This is a genomic window from Cryobacterium sp. TMB1-7 (genome assembly GCF_004402435.1).
Taxonomy (GTDB): Bacteria; Actinomycetota; Actinomycetes; order Actinomycetales; family Microbacteriaceae; genus Cryobacterium; species Cryobacterium zongtaii.
This window is the reverse complement of sequence record NZ_SOFZ01000020.1, coordinates 289,156-309,177: the sequence shown is the minus strand read 5'-3', so window position 1 is coordinate 309,177 and position 20,022 is coordinate 289,156. Positions and strand designations below refer to the sequence as shown.

The 20,022-nt window shown below is 70.5% G+C and carries 19 protein-coding genes and 1 tRNA gene; 9 read left to right on the top strand and 11 right to left on the bottom strand.

Going from position 1 to position 20,022, the window contains the following annotated elements; translation table 11 throughout:
* Window positions 1–38 precede the first annotated feature (38 nt).
* The gene (locus E3O60_RS08555; RefSeq protein WP_134497776.1) at window positions 39–740 is read left to right on the top strand and encodes a 4'-phosphopantetheinyl transferase superfamily protein; all 702 of its coding nucleotides are present in this window, start codon (window positions 39–41) and stop codon (window positions 738–740) included.
* Window positions 741–820: 80 nt separating this feature from the next.
* Here E3O60_RS08555 and E3O60_RS08550 read toward each other — a convergent pair whose 3' ends face one another.
* Window positions 821–2,179 carry a M1 family metallopeptidase gene (locus E3O60_RS08550; protein WP_166788976.1) on the bottom strand — a complete coding sequence of 453 codons (1,359 nt, stop codon included), beginning with the start codon at window positions 2,177–2,179 and terminating at the stop codon, window positions 821–823.
* A gap of 5 nt (window positions 2,180–2,184) precedes the next feature.
* Window positions 2,185–6,204, bottom strand: a complete 4,020-nt coding sequence (locus tag E3O60_RS08545) for a Pls/PosA family non-ribosomal peptide synthetase (RefSeq protein ID WP_370448638.1) — start codon at window positions 6,202–6,204, stop codon at window positions 2,185–2,187.
* Window positions 6,205–6,418: 214 nt separating this feature from the next.
* Here E3O60_RS08545 and E3O60_RS08540 point away from each other — a divergent pair, with 214 nt between their 5' ends.
* Window positions 6,419–7,621 (top strand): TerC family protein, encoded by a 1,203-nt coding sequence (locus E3O60_RS08540; protein ID WP_088457008.1) that lies wholly within the window; start codon window positions 6,419–6,421, stop codon window positions 7,619–7,621.
* A gap of 38 nt (window positions 7,622–7,659) precedes the next feature.
* Here E3O60_RS08540 and E3O60_RS08535 read toward each other — a convergent pair whose 3' ends face one another.
* Complete coding sequence (locus tag E3O60_RS08535) at window positions 7,660–8,589, bottom strand: DMT family transporter (RefSeq protein ID WP_134497772.1); 930 nt, start codon at window positions 8,587–8,589, stop codon at window positions 7,660–7,662.
* Between E3O60_RS08535 and E3O60_RS08530 the strand changes: the two genes are divergently transcribed.
* On the top strand, window positions 8,588–10,021 hold the full coding sequence (locus E3O60_RS08530; protein ID WP_134479878.1) for a PLP-dependent aminotransferase family protein: 1,434 nt from the start codon (window positions 8,588–8,590) through the stop codon (window positions 10,019–10,021). The two genes, E3O60_RS08535 and E3O60_RS08530, sit on opposite strands and share 2 nt — an antisense overlap.
* Here the strand turns inward: E3O60_RS08530 and E3O60_RS08525 are convergent.
* Window positions 10,018–10,605, bottom strand: a complete 588-nt coding sequence (locus E3O60_RS08525) for a hypothetical protein (RefSeq protein ID WP_134497770.1) — start codon at window positions 10,603–10,605, stop codon at window positions 10,018–10,020. The two genes, E3O60_RS08530 and E3O60_RS08525, sit on opposite strands and share 4 nt — an antisense overlap.
* Window positions 10,606–10,727: 122 nt before the next feature.
* Here E3O60_RS08525 and E3O60_RS08520 point away from each other — a divergent pair, with 122 nt between their 5' ends.
* Together E3O60_RS08520 and E3O60_RS08515 are read left to right on the top strand one after the other, a co-directional pair.
* Window positions 10,728–11,030, top strand: a complete 303-nt coding sequence (locus E3O60_RS08520) for a hypothetical protein (RefSeq protein ID WP_088457012.1) — start codon at window positions 10,728–10,730, stop codon at window positions 11,028–11,030.
* Between the two features lie 138 nt (window positions 11,031–11,168).
* Complete coding sequence (locus E3O60_RS08515) at window positions 11,169–11,375, top strand: hypothetical protein (RefSeq protein WP_134497768.1); 207 nt, start codon at window positions 11,169–11,171, stop codon at window positions 11,373–11,375.
* Window positions 11,376–11,408: 33 nt separating this feature from the next.
* On the opposite strand, the gene E3O60_RS08510 is transcribed toward E3O60_RS08515, so the two are convergent.
* A complete protein-coding gene (locus E3O60_RS08510; protein ID WP_088457014.1) occupies window positions 11,409–11,612 on the bottom strand; it encodes a hypothetical protein in 204 nt (67 codons plus the stop codon).
* A gap of 178 nt (window positions 11,613–11,790) precedes the next feature.
* Here E3O60_RS08510 and E3O60_RS08505 point away from each other — a divergent pair, with 178 nt between their 5' ends.
* The 3 genes from E3O60_RS08505 to E3O60_RS08495 all read left to right on the top strand — a co-directional run bounded on the left by E3O60_RS08505 (window position 11,791) and on the right by E3O60_RS08495 (window position 14,448).
* A complete protein-coding gene (locus E3O60_RS08505) occupies window positions 11,791–12,393 on the top strand; it encodes a hypothetical protein (protein WP_088457015.1) in 603 nt (200 codons plus the stop codon).
* A 66-nt stretch (window positions 12,394–12,459) separates the two neighbouring features.
* A complete protein-coding gene (locus tag E3O60_RS08500; RefSeq protein ID WP_134497766.1) occupies window positions 12,460–13,347 on the top strand; it encodes a hypothetical protein in 888 nt (295 codons plus the stop codon).
* 159 nt (window positions 13,348–13,506) lie between these two features.
* Window positions 13,507–14,448 (top strand): S1C family serine protease, encoded by a 942-nt coding sequence (locus tag E3O60_RS08495; RefSeq protein ID WP_241990263.1) that lies wholly within the window; start codon window positions 13,507–13,509, stop codon window positions 14,446–14,448.
* Between the two features lie 23 nt (window positions 14,449–14,471).
* Here the strand turns inward: E3O60_RS08495 and E3O60_RS08490 are convergent, their stop codons facing one another.
* A complete protein-coding gene (locus E3O60_RS08490; protein WP_088457018.1) occupies window positions 14,472–14,744 on the bottom strand; it encodes a DUF2277 domain-containing protein in 273 nt (90 codons plus the stop codon).
* A gap of 427 nt (window positions 14,745–15,171) precedes the next feature.
* On the opposite strand from E3O60_RS08490, the gene E3O60_RS08485 reads away from it, so the two are divergent.
* Window positions 15,172–15,441 (top strand): hypothetical protein, encoded by a 270-nt coding sequence (locus tag E3O60_RS08485; RefSeq protein WP_088457019.1) that lies wholly within the window; start codon window positions 15,172–15,174, stop codon window positions 15,439–15,441.
* A 121-nt stretch (window positions 15,442–15,562) separates the two neighbouring features.
* Here E3O60_RS08485 and E3O60_RS08480 read toward each other — a convergent pair whose 3' ends face one another.
* The 5 genes from E3O60_RS08480 to E3O60_RS18475 all read right to left on the bottom strand — a co-directional run bounded on the left by E3O60_RS08480 (window position 15,563) and on the right by E3O60_RS18475 (window position 19,694).
* On the bottom strand, window positions 15,563–16,558 hold the full coding sequence (locus tag E3O60_RS08480) for a Gfo/Idh/MocA family protein (RefSeq protein ID WP_134497764.1): 996 nt from the start codon (window positions 16,556–16,558) through the stop codon (window positions 15,563–15,565).
* 73 nt (window positions 16,559–16,631) lie between these two features.
* Window positions 16,632–16,703 (bottom strand) — tRNA-Arg (locus E3O60_RS08475).
* A 90-nt stretch (window positions 16,704–16,793) separates the two neighbouring features.
* On the bottom strand, window positions 16,794–17,984 hold the full coding sequence (locus tag E3O60_RS08470) for a CHAP domain-containing protein (protein ID WP_134497762.1): 1,191 nt from the start codon (window positions 17,982–17,984) through the stop codon (window positions 16,794–16,796).
* Window positions 17,985–18,131: 147 nt separating this feature from the next.
* Window positions 18,132–18,632 carry an HNH endonuclease gene (locus tag E3O60_RS08465; RefSeq protein WP_088457022.1) on the bottom strand — a complete coding sequence of 167 codons (501 nt, stop codon included), beginning with the start codon at window positions 18,630–18,632 and terminating at the stop codon, window positions 18,132–18,134.
* A gap of 366 nt (window positions 18,633–18,998) precedes the next feature.
* The gene (locus E3O60_RS18475) at window positions 18,999–19,694 is read right to left on the bottom strand and encodes a C40 family peptidase (RefSeq protein WP_166788975.1); all 696 of its coding nucleotides are present in this window, start codon (window positions 19,692–19,694) and stop codon (window positions 18,999–19,001) included.
* Window positions 19,695–20,022 lie beyond the last annotated feature (328 nt).

Genomic DNA, 20,022 nt, shown 5'->3' with positions numbered 1-20,022 from the left:
ACCTCGGGCAGAAGGGTCGCCGGCGCTAGGGTGATGGCGTGCCCGATGCCTCTTCCCCCCGCGACCTCGACGGTGTGCGGGGCGTGGACCTGTCCACCACCCTGGTGGTGGCGCTGGGCACCCGAGCGGCGACCCAGGACGGCGACCACCGGGCGCTGGCAGAGCTGGTGGGCCGGCTGACCGGCGTCGCCGGCGCATCCATCACTCTCAGCCAGGTCTGCCCGAACTGCGGACGGTCCGGTCACGGCCCCCTCCGGGTCGAACTCGGCGGCGCGGCGGTGGACTCCCCCACCGTGCACGTGAGCCTGGCCCGGGCCGACGGCCGGCTCGCTCTGGCCGTCACTGCGGCCGGCCCGGTGGGCATCGACCTCGAATCCGTCGGTGCGCTCGCCCGGGCACCCCTGGATGACGTGCTGCTCTCCACGGCCGAAGCGGATGCCGTGGCCGCCCTGCATCCGCGATCGGCCACGGCCGCGGTGACCGCCATCTGGACCGCCAAGGAGGCGGTCCTCAAGGCCGCCGGCGTGGGGCTCAGGGTCGATCCTCGTGACCTCACCATCGCTCGTGCGCCCGACGAAGTGCCCGCCGAACATTCCCCCGGCCCGGCCCTGGTCGGCTGGCCGGCTGCGCCGTTTCCGCTGAACCAGGCGCACCTCATATCCGTGGCGGCTCCCGAGGGTCTCGTCGCTACAGTCGCCGTGGTGTGCGCCAGGCGCCCGCGGTTGTACCTCGATCGGTGACGATCCCTTCGAGGTGTCCCCGCCGCTCAGCGCGTCCCCGACCTGCCGCAAACGCAACTCAGCGAGTGACGCGCGCGAGATCAGGGGGCGGGTTCGAGCGGCGCGGCGGGCTGCAGCCGCGGCAGGCTCTTCGCCGACACCCAGCGGGCGATGATCTTGTCGGCGACACCGGTGCCGGAGGCGATGCGGAAGCAGCCGAGCAGGTCGTCGGTGGTGACGCTGCCGTGCCGGTGGGTGCGGGTGTAGGCGCGCAGGGCGGTGAAGAAGGCCTCGTCGCCGATCGCCTGACGCACGGCGTGCAGGGCCAGGGCCCCGCGCTTGTAGACCCTGTCGTCGAACATGTCGTGCGGGCCGGGGTCGGCCACCACGATGTTCTTGGGCAGCAGGTCCAGCTCGGCGCGGTGCAGCAGGGCGTTCGCGTGGGCGGTAAGTCCGCCGCTGGACTCGGCCCAGATCCACTCGGCGTAACAGGCGAAGCCCTCGTGCAGCCAGATGTCGGCCCAGCGAGTGAGGGTGAGGCTGTTGCCGAACCACTGGTGCGCCAGTTCGTGCGCGATCAGCCGGTCGCTGCCGTGCAGGCCGTCCACGTGGTTACGGCCGAACACGGCCAGGCCGTGCGCCTCGAGCGGGATCTCGAGGTCGTCGGCGGTGACGATCACGGAGAATGCGGGGAACGGGTACGGGCCGAAGACCCGGCTGAACACCGTGATCATCTCGCCGAGCCTGGCGAAGTCCACCGCCACCGGCCGGGCCAGCGCGGGAGGGAAGAACAGGCTGTGCGCCACCGGGGTTGCGGCGATGTCGTGCCGGCGATAGCGACCTATCTGAACGCTGGCCAAGTATGCGGCCATCGGTTCCCGCACGTCGAAGGTCCAGGAGGTGCGACCGGACCGGGTGCTCTTGGCCACCAACGGGCCGTTGCTGACCACCGTGTACGGCGCCTCGCAGGTGAGCTGGATACGGAAGGTGGCCTTGTCGCTCGGGTGATCGTTGCAGGGAAACCACGACGGCGCCCCGCTGGGCTGACCGGCCACGAGCACACCGTCGGTGAGTTCCTCCCAGCCCAGCTCGCCCCAGTGGCTGCGCACCGGATGCGGCGCCCCGCGGTAGCGCACCACCACCTCGAACGCCTCTCCCACGGCCAGCGGCACGGCGGGAGTGATCACGAGCTTGCGGGCGGCGTGCACCGTCTTCACCGGCGCAACACCGTTGACCGTGACCTTGTCGACGCTCAAGCCGGCCAGGTCGAGACTGAACCGCCCGAGCGCGGTGAGGGCCCGCGCCGTGATCGTGGCGGTCGCGGTCAGCCGGTTCGTGGCGACCCTGTAGTCCAGTTCGAGGTCGTAGTGCGCCACCGTGTAGCCACCATTGCCACTCGCGGGAAGGTAGGGGTCACCCGCGGACGCGGACCCCAGGATGGTGGGTGTGGGCTGCAACATAGGGATCAAGTCTTCCATGGCGGCCGGTGCCACGGCGCAATCGGGTTGCCGGACCAGAGCGAATCGGTGGGCACCCGCTCCCCGCGCATCACCAGCGAACCCGGTCCAACGGTGGCGTGATCGTCGATGCGCGCCGCCGGCAGGATCACACTGTTGGGCCCGAGGGTGCCACCGGCGCCGATGTGCACGGTGTCCAGCTGCATGATGCGATCGTGGAACAGGTGGGTCTGCACGACACAGCCGCGGTTGACGCTGCTACCGGCGGCCAGGGTGACCAGGTCCGCCTCCGGCAGCCAGTACGACTCGCACCAAACGCCGCGCCCGATCGTGGCGCCCAGCGACCGCAGCCAGAGCGCCAGCCAGGGCGTGCCGGCGGCGTTCTGCGCGAACCAGGGCCGCGCCACCATCTCCACGAAGGTGTCCGACACCTCGTTGCGCCAGATGAACGACGACCAGAGCGGATGCTCGGAGGCGCGGATGCGCCCCACCAGCAACCATTTCGCGGCGGTGGTCAGCGCGGCCGCGACGGCGCCTGCGCCGATCAGCACGAAGCCGGAGAGCAGCAGCGCCAGGCCAGGACCGCCGAAAAGCCAGAGGACCTCGAGGGCCACGAGCACGCTGAGGGCGATCCACGCGGAGGCGAACACCGGCACCAGGCGCAGCACCTCCCAGAGCGACCGGGCCAACACCAGCCGCGCCGGCGGGTGGAAGGTGCGGGCCTCGTCGATGTCGGTCACCCGGCGACGCAGCCGTGTCGGCGGGTTGCCCAGCCAGGAGGAGCCGCGCTTGGCCTTGCGCGGGGTGGACGACAGCACCGCCACGAGGCCGTCCCTCGGCACCGTGCGGCCGGGGCCGGCGATGCCGCTGTTGCCCAGGAACGCCCGGCGGCCGATCTTGGCGCGGCCGATGCGCATCCAGCCGCCGCCGAGTTCATAGCAGGCGACCATGGTGTCGTCGGCGAGGAACGCGCCGGGCGCAATGGTGGTGAGCGAGGGCACCAGCAGGACCGTGGACGCCTCGACGCCCGGACCGACCTTCGCGCCGAGCAGCCGCAACCAGACCGGGGTGAGCAGGCTGGCGTAAAGCGGGAACAGCAGGGTGCGGGCGCCGTCCAGCAGTCGTTCGGTCATCCACACCTGCCAGCCCACCCGGCTGCGCACCGGGTGGTGGCCCTCGGTCAGGCCCAGGCCCAGCAGGCGCACGGCTCCGATCACGGAGCCGGCGTAGAGCGCTCCGGCGGCGAGCACGGCCGGCGGCACGGCCAGCGCGGCGCGGGCGACCGCGGCGCCGAGGGTGCCGGCGTCGCCGATCACCACGCCCACGATGAGCACGCCGAGCAGCACCGCCACGGTGGGAATGGCGGTGAGTCCCACCGAGCCGGCGCCGTAGGCGAGCAGCCAGCGGCGGGCGTTCGCCGGTCGTTCCGCGGGCCAGGCGCGGCGGGCCGAGCCGACCCGGGTGGCCGGTGAGCCGGCCCAGCGCTCACCTCGTGGCACCCGGCCGGAGACGGCGGAGCCCGGTTCGATCTCGGCGCCGTCGCCGATCTTGGCGCCGCCGAGCAGGGTGCTGCGGGAGCCGATCACGGCCTCCGCGCCGATGCGCACCCGGCCGATCCGAAGGGTGTCGCCGTCGAGCCAGTAGCCGGCCAGGTCCACCTCGGGTTCGATCGCGGCGCGCTCGCCGATGCTGAGCAGCCCGGTGACCGGCGGCACCGAGTGCAGGTCGACGCCGGGGGCGATGGTGGCGCCGAGCAGCCGGGCGTAGTAGCTGATCCACGGCGCCCCGGCCAGGCTGGCCGCGTCGACGAAGGTGGCCACCTGTTCGGCCAGCCAGAGCCGCAGGTGCACCGAGCCGCCGCGCGGGTAGTTGCCCGGTTTCACGCCCTTGAGCAGCAGCCGGGCGGCGGCAACGGAGATGCCCATCTTGCCCAGTGGGGTGACCAGCAGCACGAATCCGGCCAGCACCGCCCACCATGACACCGTGGGGGCGAAGGATGCGCCGGCGGCGGCGAGCAGATTGTTGGCCGCGGCCAGGTACACCAGCCACTTGGCACCCACGAGCAGGTGCAACGGCACGCTGAGGACGCCCTGCAGCAGCCCGGTGCGGGCCGGGGTGGGCAGCACCTGCCGCGTGGCGCGGGCCACCGTCGGAGTGCGGCCGTCGAGTTCGTCGGCGAGGGAGCCGATCCGCGGGTGGTCGTAGATGTCGCTGATCCGGGTGTTCGGGTGGCGCTCCCGAATCGCGGACACGAATTGGGCGGCCGAGAGGGAGCCGCCGCCGTAGGCGAAGAAGTCGCTGTCGGCGTCGGCGACGGGCACACCGAGGATCGCGGCCCAATGCCCGGCGAGCCAAGCGGCGGTCGGGCTGAGCGCATCCGCGCCGGCCGTCTCGGCGCCGGCCAGGCCGGGCAGCGGCCAGGGCAGGGCGGCACGGTCGACCTTGCCGGAGGTGCGGGTGGGGATGGATTCCACGACGGCGAGCAGCGGCACGAGGGCGGCGGGCAACGCCACCCGGAGGGCCGCGGTGGCCGCGGGCAGGTCGAAGGATCCGGCTGCCTCATCGGCGAGCGCGAGGTAACCCACCAGCACCTGGTTGCCGGCCGGGGTGGTCTGCACGACAGCGGCCGCGCCGGCCACGCCGGACAGCGCCTGCAGGGCGGCGTCGATCTCGCCGAGCTCGATGCGCCGGCCGCCGAGTTTGATCTGGTCGTCGGCCCGGCCCACGAAAACCAGCCCGGCGGGGTCGAAGCGCACGAGGTCGCCGCTGCGGTAGGCGCGTTCCCAGCCGAGCCCGGCGTGCGGGGCGTACTTCACCGCATCCTGGGTCGCGTCGAGGTACCGGGCCAGGCCGACGCCGCCGATGATCAGTTCGCCGGTCTCGCCGGCCCGCACCCGCTGGCCGGCCGGATCCACCACGGCCAGGCTCCAGCCGTCCAGCGGCAGGCCGATGCGCACGGGGTCGCTGCCGTCGAGCAGGGCGCCGCAGGCCACGACCGTCGCCTCGGTCGGGCCGTAGGTGTTCCACACCTCACGGCCGCGGGCGCTGATGCGGGCGGCCAGCTCGGGCGGGCAGGCCTCGCCGCCGAAGATCACCAGGCGCACATTCTCCAGCGCCTCCTCGGGCCAGAGTGCGGCGAGGGTGGGCACCGTGGAGACAACGGTGATGCCGTGCGCGATGAGCCAGGGGCCGAGGTCGGCGCCGCTCCGCACGAGCGAGCGCGGGGCCGGCACCAGGCAGGCGCCGTTCCGCCAGGCCAGCCACATCTCCTCGCAGGAGGCGTCGAACGCCACCGACAGGCCGGCCAGCACCCGGTCGCCGGGGCCGATGGGTTCGCCGGCCAGGAACAGGCCGGCCTCGGCGTCGACGAACGCCGCCGCCGAGCGGTGCGTCACGGCGACACCCTTGGGCACCCCGGTGGAGCCGGAGGTGAAGATGATCCAGGCGTCGTCGTGCGGGCCGGGCATCGGCTCGCCCCAGTGCGCCAGCGACGGGTCCTCCTCGGCGGCCAGGGGCCGCTCGGTGAGCACCCCGGCGTCCAGGCCGTCACGCACCGTGAACAGACCACCGTCGCCGATGACACCCACGACCCGGGCCTCGCCGAAGACCAGCCGGGCCCGTTCCTCAGGGTCGTCGGCGTCGACGGGCACGTAGGCGGCGCCGACGGTGAGGGTGGCGAGAATCGACAGGTAGAGGTCGCGGGTGCCGGACGGGATGCGGATGCCGACCGTGTCGCCGCGGCGCACCCCGGCCCGGCTCAGCCGCACGGCCTGGTCGTTGACCAGCCGCACCAGCCGCCGGTAGCTCAGGGCCCCGGCGGCGTCCTCGAGGGCCAGGGCGGTGGGGTGTTCCTCCGCGGTGGCCAGCAGGATGTCGATCAGGGTGCGCTCGGGGTGCACCAGATAACCGGCATCCAGCACGCCCTGCTCGTGGCCGGGCGTCGGCGCGGCCGGCAGCGGACGCACGATTGCTGGTGCGACGGTCGAGCCGGCGGACCGGGTGCTGGGATCGGGGTGGAACGAGGTCACGCATACTCCTGTCCGGGCTCGCGAGAATCCGCGATGGCGACAGCCTAGAACGACCGGGTAACCGGCGGGTGAACACGCGTCACATGAGTACATTCTTCGGGCGCGTTCCCGTCTCCGGCGGGTTTTTCTCCGCCACCCCTGTTCCCCCGGCGGCCTGCCCGCGTAGCCTTTTGATACCGGATGCGCCCCACGTCTTCGACCGAAAGCCGACCGAATGGATACCTCACCTCTCGTCTGGACCCTGACGGTCCTCGGAATCGTCGGGCTTCTCGCCTTCGACTACGTCTTTCACGTGCGGAAGGCCCACGCCCCCACGCTGAAGGAAGCGGCAATCTGGTCGTCGATCTACGTCGGGATCGCCATACTGTTCGGCATTGGTGTCCTGATCATCGGCGGCAGCACCCCCGGATCCGAGTACTTCGCGGGGTACATCACCGAAAAGGCGCTCTCGGTCGACAATCTGTTCGTCTTCCTCATCATCATGACAAGCTTCCGCGTGCCCCGGGAGGACCAGCAGAAGGTGCTTTTGTTCGGCATCACGTTCTCGCTCATCGCGCGCACCGGCTTCATCTTCCTCGGCGCCGCCCTGATCAACACCTTCGCCTGGGTATTCTATTTCTTCGGCCTGATCCTGTTGATGACGGCGGGCAACATGCTCAAACCGGAGAGCTCGGAGTCCAAGTCCGCGGACAACTTCATCGTGCGGGTCGCGCGCAAGGTCTTCCACACCAGTCCCGAGTACGACGGCGACAAACTCTTCACCATCCACGACGGCAGGCGCGCACTGACCCCGATGCTCCTGGTGATGGTCGCGATCGGCGGCACCGACCTCCTCTTCGCGCTCGATTCGATCCCCGCCATCTTCGGCCTCACCCAGGATGTCTACATCGTGTTCACGGCGACGGCGTTCTCGCTCCTCGGCCTGCGTCAGCTGTACTTCCTGCTCGACGGCCTGCTGGACCGGCTGATCTACCTCTCCTTCGGGCTGGCGGCGATCCTCGCCTTCATCGGCGTGAAGCTGATCCTGCACGCCCTGCACGAGAACAACCTTCCGTTCATCAACGGCGGCGAGCCGGTGCCGGTGTTCGAGATCAGCACGGGTGTCTCCCTGACGGTCATCATCGGTGTGCTCCTGGTCACCGTGCTGGCGTCGCTGTTCAGCCCGGCGGGCCGGGCACAAGCGGCCACCGCCAACGCCCGGCGGTACGCAACCGACTACCTGGACCTCGGCTACACCGAGGACCACACCGAACGCATCCGGGTGTACACGGCGCTTCGGGAAGAGGAAGAGTCCATCCATAAGCTCGGCCCGAAGTACCGGCAGGCGGTCCAGGACGACGCGGAGCTCGCCGATCTGCTCCGCAGGGCTCACCTCGAACACGACGCCTCTGTGCGCCGGGCCGCCCGCGAGGGGTGACCCCACGCCGGCCCGACCGTGCCCCGCACGACGGCCGGTCAGCGGATGCGGGCACGCACGGCGCCGGCCGCGCAGAGGATGACCGCAAGCGCGCCGATCAGCACGAGAGGGTCCAGGTCTTCACCGAGGAGCAGCGCCGCCCACGCGATGGTGAGCACCGGTTGCAGAAGCTGGATCTGGCTCACCCGGGCGATCGGCCCGATGGCCAGGCCCCGGTACCAGGCGAAGAAGCCCAGGAACATGCTCACCCCGGCAAGGTAGGCGAAGGCCAGCCAGGCCGACGCATCAGCAGCGGGCCGGCCGGAAGCGAGTCCGGCCAGCATCAGCGGCACCATCACCGGCAGCGCCACGATCAGCGCCCAGCAGATGGTCTGCCAGGAGCCCAGCTCGCGGGCCAGCAGCGCGCCCTCACCGTAGCCGATCGCCGCAAGCACCACGGCCGCCACCAACAGCAGGTCGGCCGGCTGCAGGCCGCTGAGCCCGCCCGCGGTGAGCGCCACGAATCCGACCACGGCCACCACGCCGAGACCGCTGGCCAGCCAAAAGCGAGGAGTGGGCCGTTCCCTGGCCCGCACGACAGCGACCACCGCGGTGGCTGCGGGGAGCAGGCCGATCACAACGGCGCCGTGCGCGGCCGGCACGCTCTGCAGGGCGAAGGAGGTGAGAATGGGGAAGCCCGCGATGACGCCGGCCCCCACCACGGCCAGCCGCCACCATTGGCTGCCCCTGGGAAGACGCTGCCGGAGCACGGCGAGCACAGCGATGGCGAGAATGCCGGCTCCGACGGCACGGCCGGCACCGACGAACAGCGGGTCGAGCTGGGCCAAGGCCACCCGGGTGAGCGGCAGGGTGAACGAGAAGGCCAGCACGCCCAGCAGCCCGAAGACCAGGCCGGCGGCGGCGGGCGACGCTTCCGGTGGCGATAGCGCTGGCGGCGCCGCGACGATAGCGCTATTCTGTATTTTCATGAAAGAGGATAGCACCCGAGCGGGTTCCGCGGACAACGAATCGGCGCATCTCGCCATCGAACGCCGTCTGCGTGCCCTGGTCGCCAGCCGGCCGGCCGGCGACCGGCTGCCCTCCACCCGCACCCTCGTGCTCGACCATGCCGCCAGCCCGCTCACTGTGCAGCGCGCGCTGCAGCGTCTGGTGCTCGAGGGCCTGGTGGAGACCCGACCGGGCGCGGGAAGCTTCGTGGCGCGGCCGCATGCCGTGCACCGGGCCGACTTCGGCTGGCAGACCACGGCGCTCGGCGCGGCCCGCACCGGTGCCGACGCGATCGGCACCGCCATGACGAGCGCCGGACCGGGCATGATCGCCCTGCACTCCGGGTACCCGGCCGAGGAGCTGCTGCCCACCCGGCTGGTGCGCACCGCCCTGGTCCGCGCGGCTCGCACCGGCACCGCCGTCGACCGGGCCCCAATTTCGGGGTTGCCGGAGCTCCGCAGCTGGTTTGCGGCGGAACTGGCACCGGTCGGCGCCTCCGCCGCCGCCCCGCCGGCCGCCGACGACGTCGTCATCACCCCGGGCGGCCAGAGCGCGCTGTCGTCGATCTTCCGGGCGCTGGCCGTTCCGGGCGACGCGATCGTGATGGAGTCCCCTACCTACTGGGGCGCCATGGCCGCCGCCCGGCAGGCCGGGTTGCGCATCGTGCCCATCTCCCGCGGCGCCGGCGCCCCCGCGGCTGCCGACCTCGACGACGCCCTGGGCGTCAGCGGGGCCCGCCTGTTCTACGCGCAGCCGCACTTCGCCAATCCCACCGGGGCGTTGTGGAGCAGCGCCGATCGGAGTGCCATCACCGCGGTCCTCCGCGCTCGCGGGGCGTACCTGATCGAGGACGACTGGGCGCATGATTTCGGCATCGAAGCGGATGTGGCCACCCTTGCCGCCGACGACGCCGACGGCCACATCGTCTACGTGCGCTCGCTCACGAAGAGCCTCTCCCCCGCCATCCGGGTGGCGGCGGTCGTGGCCCGCGGCCCCGCCCTGGCCCGGATCCAGGTGGACCGCACCGTGGACGACCTGTACGTCAGCGGGCTCCTGCAGGCGGCAGCGGTCGATGTGCTCACCGACCCGGGCTGGCACAGCCACCTCACCCGGTTGCGTGGGTCGCTGCGCGGCCGCCGCGATGAGCTGGCCCGGCAGGTGCGCGGACAGTTGGGCGCGGACGCCCTTGAGCTGGTCCCCAGGGGCGGGCTGAACCTGTGGGTGCGCGCTGCCGACGGGGTGGACGTGGCCGACCTGGCCCGGCGCAGTCGCGCCGAGGGGGTGCTGTTCTCCCCCGGCGGCGACTGGTTCCCGGCCGAGCCGACCGGTTCCTTCTTCAGGCTGAACTACTCCCGCGCCCGCCCCGAGCTCTTCGAGGCCGCCGTGGCGACCATCGCCGGACTGCTGCCCTAGGCCAGCCGCTCGACGGCGGCGAGCCACTCGGCCCAGAACAGTTTCCACCGCTCGGCCTCGTCGAACGACGCCACCTTGTCGTGCGTCACGCCCAGCCGCAGCCGCCCGTCGGGCAGCAGGTCGGTGGAGAACAGGATCGACCCCAGCGGCTCGTCCGCACGCGCGAGGGTGAATCGCAGTGCCTTCGACGCCGGCTTCGAGCGAAGCACCAGGTCGAGACCGGGAAACAGATCGGCGCGGCTACCCTCGTCGAGCAGCAGTTCGCGCACCACGTCGCGGTCCAGGGCCAGCACCCGCGCGCGGCTCACGCTGAAGCTGCCGTCGGGCATCTGGCCGGGCAGCCTCAGGCCGGTGATGCGTTCGTAACCCACGGTCACGCTCTGCGCCCACCAGCCGTCCACACCGTGCGCGGCGTGCACCCAGGCGGCGATGGCGGTGTGCCCGGCCTGCTGGCCGGGGCCGTCGTCGATGAGATCGACCCACTCCTCCCACGCATGCCCGGTGTTCTCGAGGATCGCGTCGTCGGTCTGCACGGGCTCGGCCGCCCAGACCCGGGTGCGTGTGAAGGTTTCGTGTTCGGTCATCGGGACTCCTGTGCTCGGCACGACAATACTGGGTGTCTTCTGCCAGGTCCGACGCCGGGCACCCCGGGCGATGTGATGGCCGCGCGGAGTCCCTAGACTGAGAGCGAAGGGGGCATTTTCGGATGAGCAAGAACAAGAGCGACGAACCGCGCGACGAGTTCGACCGTATCCAGATACCCGAGTTTCTGGCCCGGCCTTTCGAGCGCCTCGCCGGCGGACCGGGCGTCGGCACACCCATCCGGCCCACCCCCAGAGACCGGTCGGACGGCAACACGACTGTTGACGGCGACTCGGATGCCGATCTCCCCGAGGACCTCGAGGACACCGAGCCGGCACCGCGTCAGTGGTGGGCCGGCTACAAGGGCAAGCTGCTGCTCTACGGCGCGGGCACCCTCGTCATGGTCTTCCTACAGTCCCGCGGCTAACCAGCACGGTACGCCGACTACATCGCGGGTAGTACACGGGTTCATCCGCCCAGGGGATGTCTGCGTACCCGTGTTTCGCGACGATGGAGGTACCGATCCCGTTCACCCGGTCGGCAGCCGCCCGTCGAGAGGACTCCCATGACCACGATCCTGCACACTATTCCTGCCCACCGGTCCCTGCGCCCCATCGTCATGACGGCGACCCTGGTCATGGTGTCGGCCGGCACCCACGGTCCCGCCGACCTGCCCGCCGGCCCGCCCGTGGCCGTCGACCGGGTGCCTGCCCACTCCCTCGACCGGATTGCCCTGTGGGCCCAGCAGGCCGGGATCGACCGCGCGGCGTAAACCGCCGCAGGAGGGCCCGTGGGGCTCCCCCGACTAGGGCCCGACCAGCAGAAGTAACACCTCATAGGTCAGATAGACCGGCCAGACGATGGCCTGGAGCAGGCCCAGGATGAAGCCCCAGAACGATCCGTCCGACGTGGAGACGAAGTAGATGGCCGCTCCAACGTAAGCCAGAAGGAAGAAGAACCCCCACCCCCCGTCTCCCACCGTCACGTTGCCACGACCGTCCGATGCCATCAGATCCTCCGCTCCCGTGAGAACTCCCTGACTACCCGATGGCACACAGGGTAACCGCGCTGACCGCGAAGCGATACCGCCGCACAGCGGCCGCCGGGTCCGATCCGATCGTCAGCGAACGGCATCGGCGAGCAGGGAGCCCGCACGACGACATCGCCGTTTACGCGATAGTGAGGGGATGCAGATCTACTCCGACTACGCCGCCCATCGCTCCCGTCAGGTCGCGGTCGACGTGATCGCCGTCGCCGCCATCGCCGCTTGGATCGGGCTCGGCGCTTTCGTCTACTCGCTCGTGATCGACCTCGCCCGGTTCGGCGAGCAGATGGAGTCCGCCGGCTCCGACTTCTCGACCACGATGACTGACATCGGCGACAGGTTCGGCGGTATGCCGCTCATCGGCGGCGGCATCCGGGCACCGTTCGAGGCCGCCAGCGGCGCGGGCCAGAGCCTGGAGGCGGCCGGCCGCAGCCAGCAGGAGGCCGTGCTGAATCTCGCCGTCGGCCTGGGATGGGGAATCGCCGTCGTGCCTGTCGCGACGATCCTGCTGTTCTGGCTCGTACCCCGCCTGCGGTTCACGCGCCGGGCGGCCACGACACGCCGGCTGGTTCGCGCAGGCATCACCGTGGACCTGCTCGCGCTGCGGGCCCTGACGAATCAGAAGCTGTCGGTGTTCGCGGCGGTCGACGCCGACCCCGTGTCCGCGTGGCGTCGGGGCGACCCCGAGGTGATGCGCTCACTCGCCGCGCTGGAGCTCAAGGCCTCGGGGGTGCGCATCCGCTGAGGCACCATCCGTGCCTGGGACCGCGTGGTGCTGGCGGCTGCCGCCGGTGCGGACGAGGATGGTCCCATGGTCGCAATTCTCACGGATGTCGCTCGGGAACTGTACGGCCTTCGGCCCCAGGACTTCACGGCCGCGCGCAATGCCAGGGCACAGGAGCTGAAGTCATCGGATGCCGCTCTCGCCAAGCAGGTCGCGGTGATGAAGAAACCCTCTCCTGCGGCCTGGGTGGTCAACCTCCTCGCCCGGGAGAACGTCGACGAACTTACTGTGCTCCTCGACCTCGGCGAACAGATGCGCACAGCGCAGGAGCATCTCGAGCGGGACGCGCTCAGGCGGCTCGGCGGCGAGCGCCGAGTCGCCATCGCCGCCCTCGCCGCTGCGGGCGCCGACCTCGCCGCCGGCCTCGGTCACCGGCCTACTGCAAGCGTCGTCGGCGAGGTCGAGCAGACCCTGCAGGCCGCAACGTCTGATCCTTCGGCCGCCGCGGCAATCGCCAGCGGACTTCTGGTCAAGCCGTTGCGGGCGGTCGGTTATGAGCCCGTCGACCTGGACGGTGCCGTGGCCGTGTCTGATCCGGAGTCGTGGCCGGCGCCTCGGGGCCGCTCCCGCGGCGCGGCACTGCCGGATCCCGTTCAACTCGCCGACGTCCGCCGCCGGAAGGAGGCCAGGCGGGAAGCGCAACGTCTGGAGCGCAATGCGGACGTCGCCGAGGCGGAAGTCGACGCCCTGGACCGTCGCGCCCACCGGCTCACGCTTCGCCGGACCAGCCTCGAAGCGGAGATTGTGGAGCTTAGGGAACAGCTGGATACGGCCTCCGCGGCGCTCGCCTCCGTCGTCGCCGACGAGAGCGCCCTGGCCGACGCCCGCGCCGAGGCGCACACCGCTGTGGAGGACTCCAGAACCCGCGCCCGCCACGCACGCGAGGTCGCCGACTCCCTCGAGGAGGGCGACTGATCCGGCCGGCGGCACCCGGCGAACCCATCGGTGTCTTCGGCACTCGCCGCCGGCACGCCGACCCTCGCGGCACGCCGTCGTCCCGTCGTCTCGAAGCCCCAGTCTGCTGGCAGCGAACGGCGCCCACAGTCCAATCCGACGGACGTACGCTCTGGTGCCATGAACGATATCCCGGCGATGGATGACGACGGGCTGCTCGACGCCTACTCGAGAACCGTCACGGCCGTGGCCACGCGGGTGCTGCCCAGCGTGGCCAGTGTCTCGGTGCGCAGTTCCCAGGGAGCGGGAGCGGGCAGCGCGAGTGTCATCACCGACGACGGATTCCTCCTCACCAGCGCCCATGTCGTAGCCGGCGCCGGCACCGCTGACGTCGGGTTCGCCGACGGCACCGGGAGCCGGGTCGACGTCGTCGGCCGCGACACCCTCTCCGATCTGGCCGTGCTGCACGCACGCGATGCCACCCCGCCGCCGGTGCGGTTCGGCGACGCCGCGCGGTTGCGCGTCGGCCAGGTGGTGGTGGCCCTGGGCAATCCGCTGGGTCTGGCCGGCAGCGTCACCGCCGGCATCGTCTCGGCGCTCGGCCGGTCGCTCCCCACCCGGTCCGGGCGGGTGATCGACGAGGTGATCCAGACCGACGCCGCCCTCAACCCGGGCAACAGCGGCGGGGTGCTGGCCGACAGCACCGGGCGCATGGTCGGGGTCAACACCGCGGTGGCGGGCATCGGAGTGGGGCTGGCGGTGCCGATCAATGTGAGCACCCGGGCGATCATCACGGCGCTGATGACCACCGGGCGGATGCGGCGGGCCTGGCTGGGCATCGCCGGCGCCCAGGTGCCGCTGCCACCGACCCTGGCGGCCCGGATCGGCTCGCCGACCGGCCTACGGGTGGCGGCAGTGTCCCCGGGCAGCCCGGCAGAGGAGGCCGGGTTGCACCGCGGTGACATCGTGGTCGAACTCGCCGGGCAGCCGGTGGTCACGGCCACAGCAGTGCAGCAGCTGATGGTTGAGGCCGCGATCGACACACCCATCGAGATCACGGTCTGGCGAAACGGCGCCCTGGTCGACGCGATCACCGTGCCGCGGGAACTCCCGGAGTCCTGACCCGGCCCAACACTGCCGGTCGATCAGGCCGCGGCGAACCGCTTCGCCGAGCGAGCCCTGGCCTTGTCCGCCTCCACCTCGCGGTTCTTGGGCGGAGCGGTCGTGACCAGGTCTTCGAGCAGATGCCGCGAGGTGTGGGCGATTTCCGCGACCGCCCGGTTGAAGGCCTCCTCGTTGGCCTTCGACGGCTTGGTCGCCCCGCTGATCTTGCGCACGAACTGCAGCGACGCCGCATACACCTCGTCGTCGGTGGCGGCAGGTTCAAAATTGTGAAGCTGATGAATGTTCCGACACATACTTCGAGGGTACCCAGCCGGGCCCGGCCACGGAAGTGCGAGAAAGTGTTGCGCGAAGAGCGGATTGCCCGCTACGGTGATGCCTACGCCATACGACGAAAGGAGCCTCGCGTGATTACTCAGAAGATTGCATTCGCATTCCGTACCACCGCCGGCTTCGTCGGCGTCTTCACCGCCTGATCGGCCAGTAGGTAACCCACCGGTCCAGACGGTGGTGACGCTCTCGAAGCCCGACCAGGCAGCATCCGCACTCTGTGCATCCCGCACCTTCTGCATCCGTCTGCCCGGGTCACTCACCCCGTGAGCGGCGCGCACTCCGTGCGTCGCCCTCGTGCCGCCGTGCGCGGCCACCCTTCATTCTGCGAGCCCGAACGTTCTTCCAGAGCGCCCGGATTCGCGAACCGTCCTCGTTAAGGAACGCATCATCATGAATACCCAACTGGCGCCCGATCCGGGCCGCCACGATCACCCACCCCAACCCGTTCTCTCGCCCGAGGCGCACCCGGCGCGCCGCGTAGGCCTGATCGACCGCGCTGCCATGCACCTCGGTGTCGCGCTGATCCGCTGGGGTCGCCGGCCCGTCAGGGCTCGTCGCCGGGAACGCCCCGCTCTCGCTCCCGAGTCGATCGCAGCCCGCCGGGAATTGGACCGGGTTCGAGACGAGCATCTGGTCCTGAAGCTGACCCAGTTCCGGTGACCGGTGCCCCCACGTCGCACCCGATCGCGTTATGCGGGTGCCGCGCCGGTATGCGGGTGGCGCGCCACCCGCATACCGGCGCCTGACCCGCCTCACGCGTCGGTACCGGCTTCGGATGCGCTCAGCCGCGCGGTGCCGCGTCCAGTCCGGCCCGCCACTGCGCGAGCAGGCGCGCGACGCTGCGGCTGTGCGCCCACGGCACCTCGGGCGCCTCGGTCCGCCCGTCCAGCAGGGCCAGCGACACGGCATCGGCCTCTGCCGCGAACGGATCCACCGTCGGCACCTCCACCAGTCGGTCACGGCCATCCGCCCGCACGAGGAACGACGCGGCCGAGTCGCTGCGGCTGCCGAACACATCGGCCAGCTCGATGACCCCGGCGCTCCCGCTGAGCCTCGCCGACCGCGGCAGCTCGGCGACGATGGAGCACTCCGCCTCCGCGGAGAATCCGGCCGCGGCAATTGTCGCGCTGGCGTGCTCGTCCACGCCGGTGTCGCCGACCTCGCCCGTGGCGACGGTGACCGTCAGGTCTGCCGGGTCAACGCCGGCAGCAGCGGCGAGTGCCACCGCGAGCGATACGGGGTAGCCGCCCACGTCGAGGATCGCCCCGCCGGCCAGCTCCGGATCGAACAGGCGTCCCGATCGCTGCCCCGCCGCGAAGCCGAACGAGGCGACCAGCTGCAACGAAGTGCCGACCTCCCGGTTGGCGACGGCGGCATCCAGGGCCCGCGCGAACGGTCCGAACCGGTGCTTGTACGCCTCGACGAACGGCAGTCCGGAGGCCGCGGCCTGATCCAGGACCCGTTCGACCTCCGCCACGGTCGGCGCGACCGGCTTCTCACACAGCACCGCCTTGCCGGCCCGCAGCGCGGCCACGGCGAGGTCCGCGTGGGTCGTGTTCACCGTGGAGATGTACACGGCGTCGATGTCGTCCCGGGAGAGGAGATCCTCGTAGCTTCCGGTGACGGGCGCCCCGTACGTGGCCGCGAACGCGGCCGCCCGCTCGGGGCTGGTGCTGCCGACTGCGTGCAGAGTGCCGTGCGCCGAGCCGGGCAGAGCCCGGGCGAACCAGCCGCCGATATCGCCAGGTCCTAGGATTGCCCACCGCGTAGTCTTCATTCCTCGAAGGTACCAACCTTCGGCGACGACCTTTTCCCGGCGAGGGAGCTGAATCTGTTGCGGCGGTGCGGGGTGCCCCTGGAGGGACTCGAACCCCCAACCCTTTCCTTAGGACGGAACTGCTCTTCCATTGAGCTACAGAGGCTGACCGGGAAAGTTTAGCCGTTATCCGCGCCGGTTGAGCGCAGGTACGCCGGGCTGCCCTCGTTCGGAGGCGGGCACGCCGCGACAGAAACTAGGTCGGCGGGTAGAGGTAGACCGGAACCTCGCTGACCGGCACTGTACGCGTGTGATAAGCGTGCGAGCCGTTCCAGTTGTATTCCTCGAGCACAACGGTGCCGTCCCCCGGCACCGACTGAACATAGGCGACGTGGTTGTAGGTGAACCAGGCCACGGCACCCACGACGGGTGCCTTGCTGCTGGCCCAACCCTTGTTCGCCCAGGCGTTGGCCCAGGCGGATGCGTTGCCGCCGCCGGGAGTCATCGTCGACCAGGTCCACTTGAACGGGCCGGTGGCGCCGGCGTCGCGGTTGAGCCGCCAGGCCACGAAGTCCACACACTCGCGGTAGTAGTAGCCGAGCGGGGAGAACCCGCCGCCCTGGGATTCGGTGGCGGCGTCCCGCCAGGGGTAGTCGTCACCCTCGGCCCGGATGCCGACCACGGCGTACTCGGCCGCGGAGCTGCGGGTCTCTTCGGCAACCTGCTGCTGCTCGAGGTCCGCCGCGATGTTCGCCTCGATCTCGTCGAGTTCGGCCTGGCTCGTGGCGGTGAAGCTGTCGGCCGAAATAGTCACGGCGGCAGCGGCGGCGCCCACGGTGACGGCCTGGGTGTCCCCGGAGGCCTTGGCAGTGAGAGCGGTCGAGCCGCCCTGCGGGGTGAACGCGTAGGCGGGCAGCGCGGCAGTGAGGAAAATGGCCGGGATCGCCAGCAGGGTAACCATCTTCGCGAACTGCTTGCGGCGCTTGACGGGCCGCCGGGCGGGACCGGTGCGGGCGCCGGCGGGTGCCGTGGACGGTGCGGATGGCGTGGAGAACGGCCGGAACCGGGCCGGGCGGACCGCACGCGGCGGAACGGTGTCGTCCTGGGCTGACGACTCGTCGGCCGAGGTGCTCACGCTGCCGACGATGACGGCGAGGTCCGGAGACACCGACCGGATCGAAACCGGCGGTACGGGAACCGCGGTGACGACCATCGCCTCGGCGGAAACGACAGCGGACTCGGCGGTGACGTCGACGGACTCAGCGGAGACTTCAACCGACTCGGCGGGAACGATGACGGCCTCGGCGGGCACGACAACGGCCTCGGAAGAAACGACGACGGCGGAAGTGCCGGATGCCTCAGCGGCTGCGCGCTGGGCCCGGGCCTCGCGGCGCGAAGGTAACGCGCCGACGCCCTCAGGCGAGCCGGCGGGGCCGGAATGAGTCACAGATAATCCTCTAAACAGCCACTACCGGAAGGGGGGACTTTTCAACTGTAGGCGATGCGTGGGCGGCTGTCACGTTGAGCGTTACGTTTTCGTGACAATGGCACTACAAAGGGGTGCACATCCACAAAGTCGAGCCGAGCGATGAGACTACGCGGCGGCCGGCGCGAGGAACTCGTCCCACTGCGGCAACGGTCGTTCCACGCCACTGACCACCCAGGTGGTGCCCTGCGGCATCCGGGGGTCGAAGCGCAGGTCCCAGCCCATTTCGGCGGGTGTGCGGTCGCTCTTGAGGTTGTTGCAGCGCAGGCAGCAGGCCACGAGGTTGTCCCAGGTGTCGCGGCCGCCGCGTGACCGCGGCTGCACGTGGTCGATGGTGCTGGCGTTCTTGCCGCAGTAGCCGCAGCGGTGGTCGTCGCGCCGCAGCACTCCGCGCCTGCTGACCGGCACGGCCCGCGACCGCGGCAGGCGCACGTAACGGGTGAGCAGGATGACGCTGGGCCGCTCCCACGACTCCGTCGCCGCCCAGACCGGGTGCCCCTGGTCCGCCTGAATGATTGTTGCCTTCTGGTTCATGACGAGCACGAGTGCCCGCTTGAACGACACGACCGCGAGAGGTTCATATCCCGCGTTGAGGACCAGTGTGCGCATGCGCTCCCTTTCGAAAAAGGCTGGACGGCTTCCAGCCATTCGAACTGCTGTCTGGCGTCGACGGGGAGGAGATGCGGGCAAACAAAAAGGGCGTCGTCATCATGACAACGCCCCATGGGCTTCGGTGTGCTCGGGGCACACGACACCCAGACAGATTTGACTGCTGTGCCGCAGCGCGAAGTGTCCGCGCACATCCATGGTGTGGATCGTGCGTAGCTTGCGCATTGGCTCTCCCAAAATCCCGCAGAACATCAGGGCATCAGGTTAACCCACAAATGGTGCGCTACGAAAACGTGTCGCACCATTTGTGCTATGCGTAACCCAGTGTTTACCCGGGCGGTCTCAGGAGCGGCCAGATCAAACGGCTCAGATGCCCAATCGCACGATGTAATAGTCAGCGGTCCAGATCGGCTGTACCCGCACCGCCGCCCCTTCGTACGGCGCGTGCAGGATGTTGCCGTTGCCGGCGTAGAACCCGTCGTGGCCGTCCATGATCACCAGGTCGCCCGGCTGGGCATCCGCCAGGTCGATCCGGGTGCCGGCCGCGCCCTGTCCGGTGGAAGAGTGAGGCAGGGAGATGCCGAACTGTGCATATACGTACATCACGAAGCCGGAGCAGTCGAACCCGGCCGGGGTGGCACCCCCGTACACGTAGGGAACGCCCTGATATTGCAACGCAACGCTGTAGACCGACGAGAGGCTGAAGCTCGGGTAGGCCGAGCTGGCCAGGTAGTCGGCCGCCGACGGGCCGGTGAACGACTCCGCATAGGTGGTCATTGAGGTCGCCGCGGCCGCTCGCGCGGCCTCGGCGGCTTCGGCGGCCTCGGCGGCCTCGGCGGCGTCGATCTCAGCCTGTGGCGTGGCCGCGAAGGCGTCCTGGGCGACCGAGACCGAAGCGGCACCGTCATCGACGGCCACCCCCTGGGCGCCCGCCTGGGTCAGCTCGGTGGCGTCCGTGGCCGCGAAGTTACCCGCGGGGTCCGCCGGGGCGAACGCGTAGGCCGGCAGCGCCATGGTGGCGACGAGACCGGTGGCCAGGGTCATCATCACGACCGGACCCACTGTGCTGCGGAGTCTGGATCGCCTGACGGGCTCCCCCGGCCTCATGACGATGCGCGGCCCCACCTCGGATTGTGTCGCGCGCATCGGATCGGCCGGAGCGGGGCGTATGGCCACAGCAGTGGCACGTCGACCGCGGCTGGACAGTCTTCTTCTTAACAGAGTCAATTCGGACCTCCGGCGCCTCGACAACACTAGGAAGTTGCCCCGTCCAGGTGCGAGTGAACGCGTGAATTTCCGCAGCAAGCGACGGGAAGGGTAGAGACGTCTTGCGCGGGCCCGACGATCGGTCTCTGATCTGTGGGCAGGTCGAGGCTACGTGACCGAATCC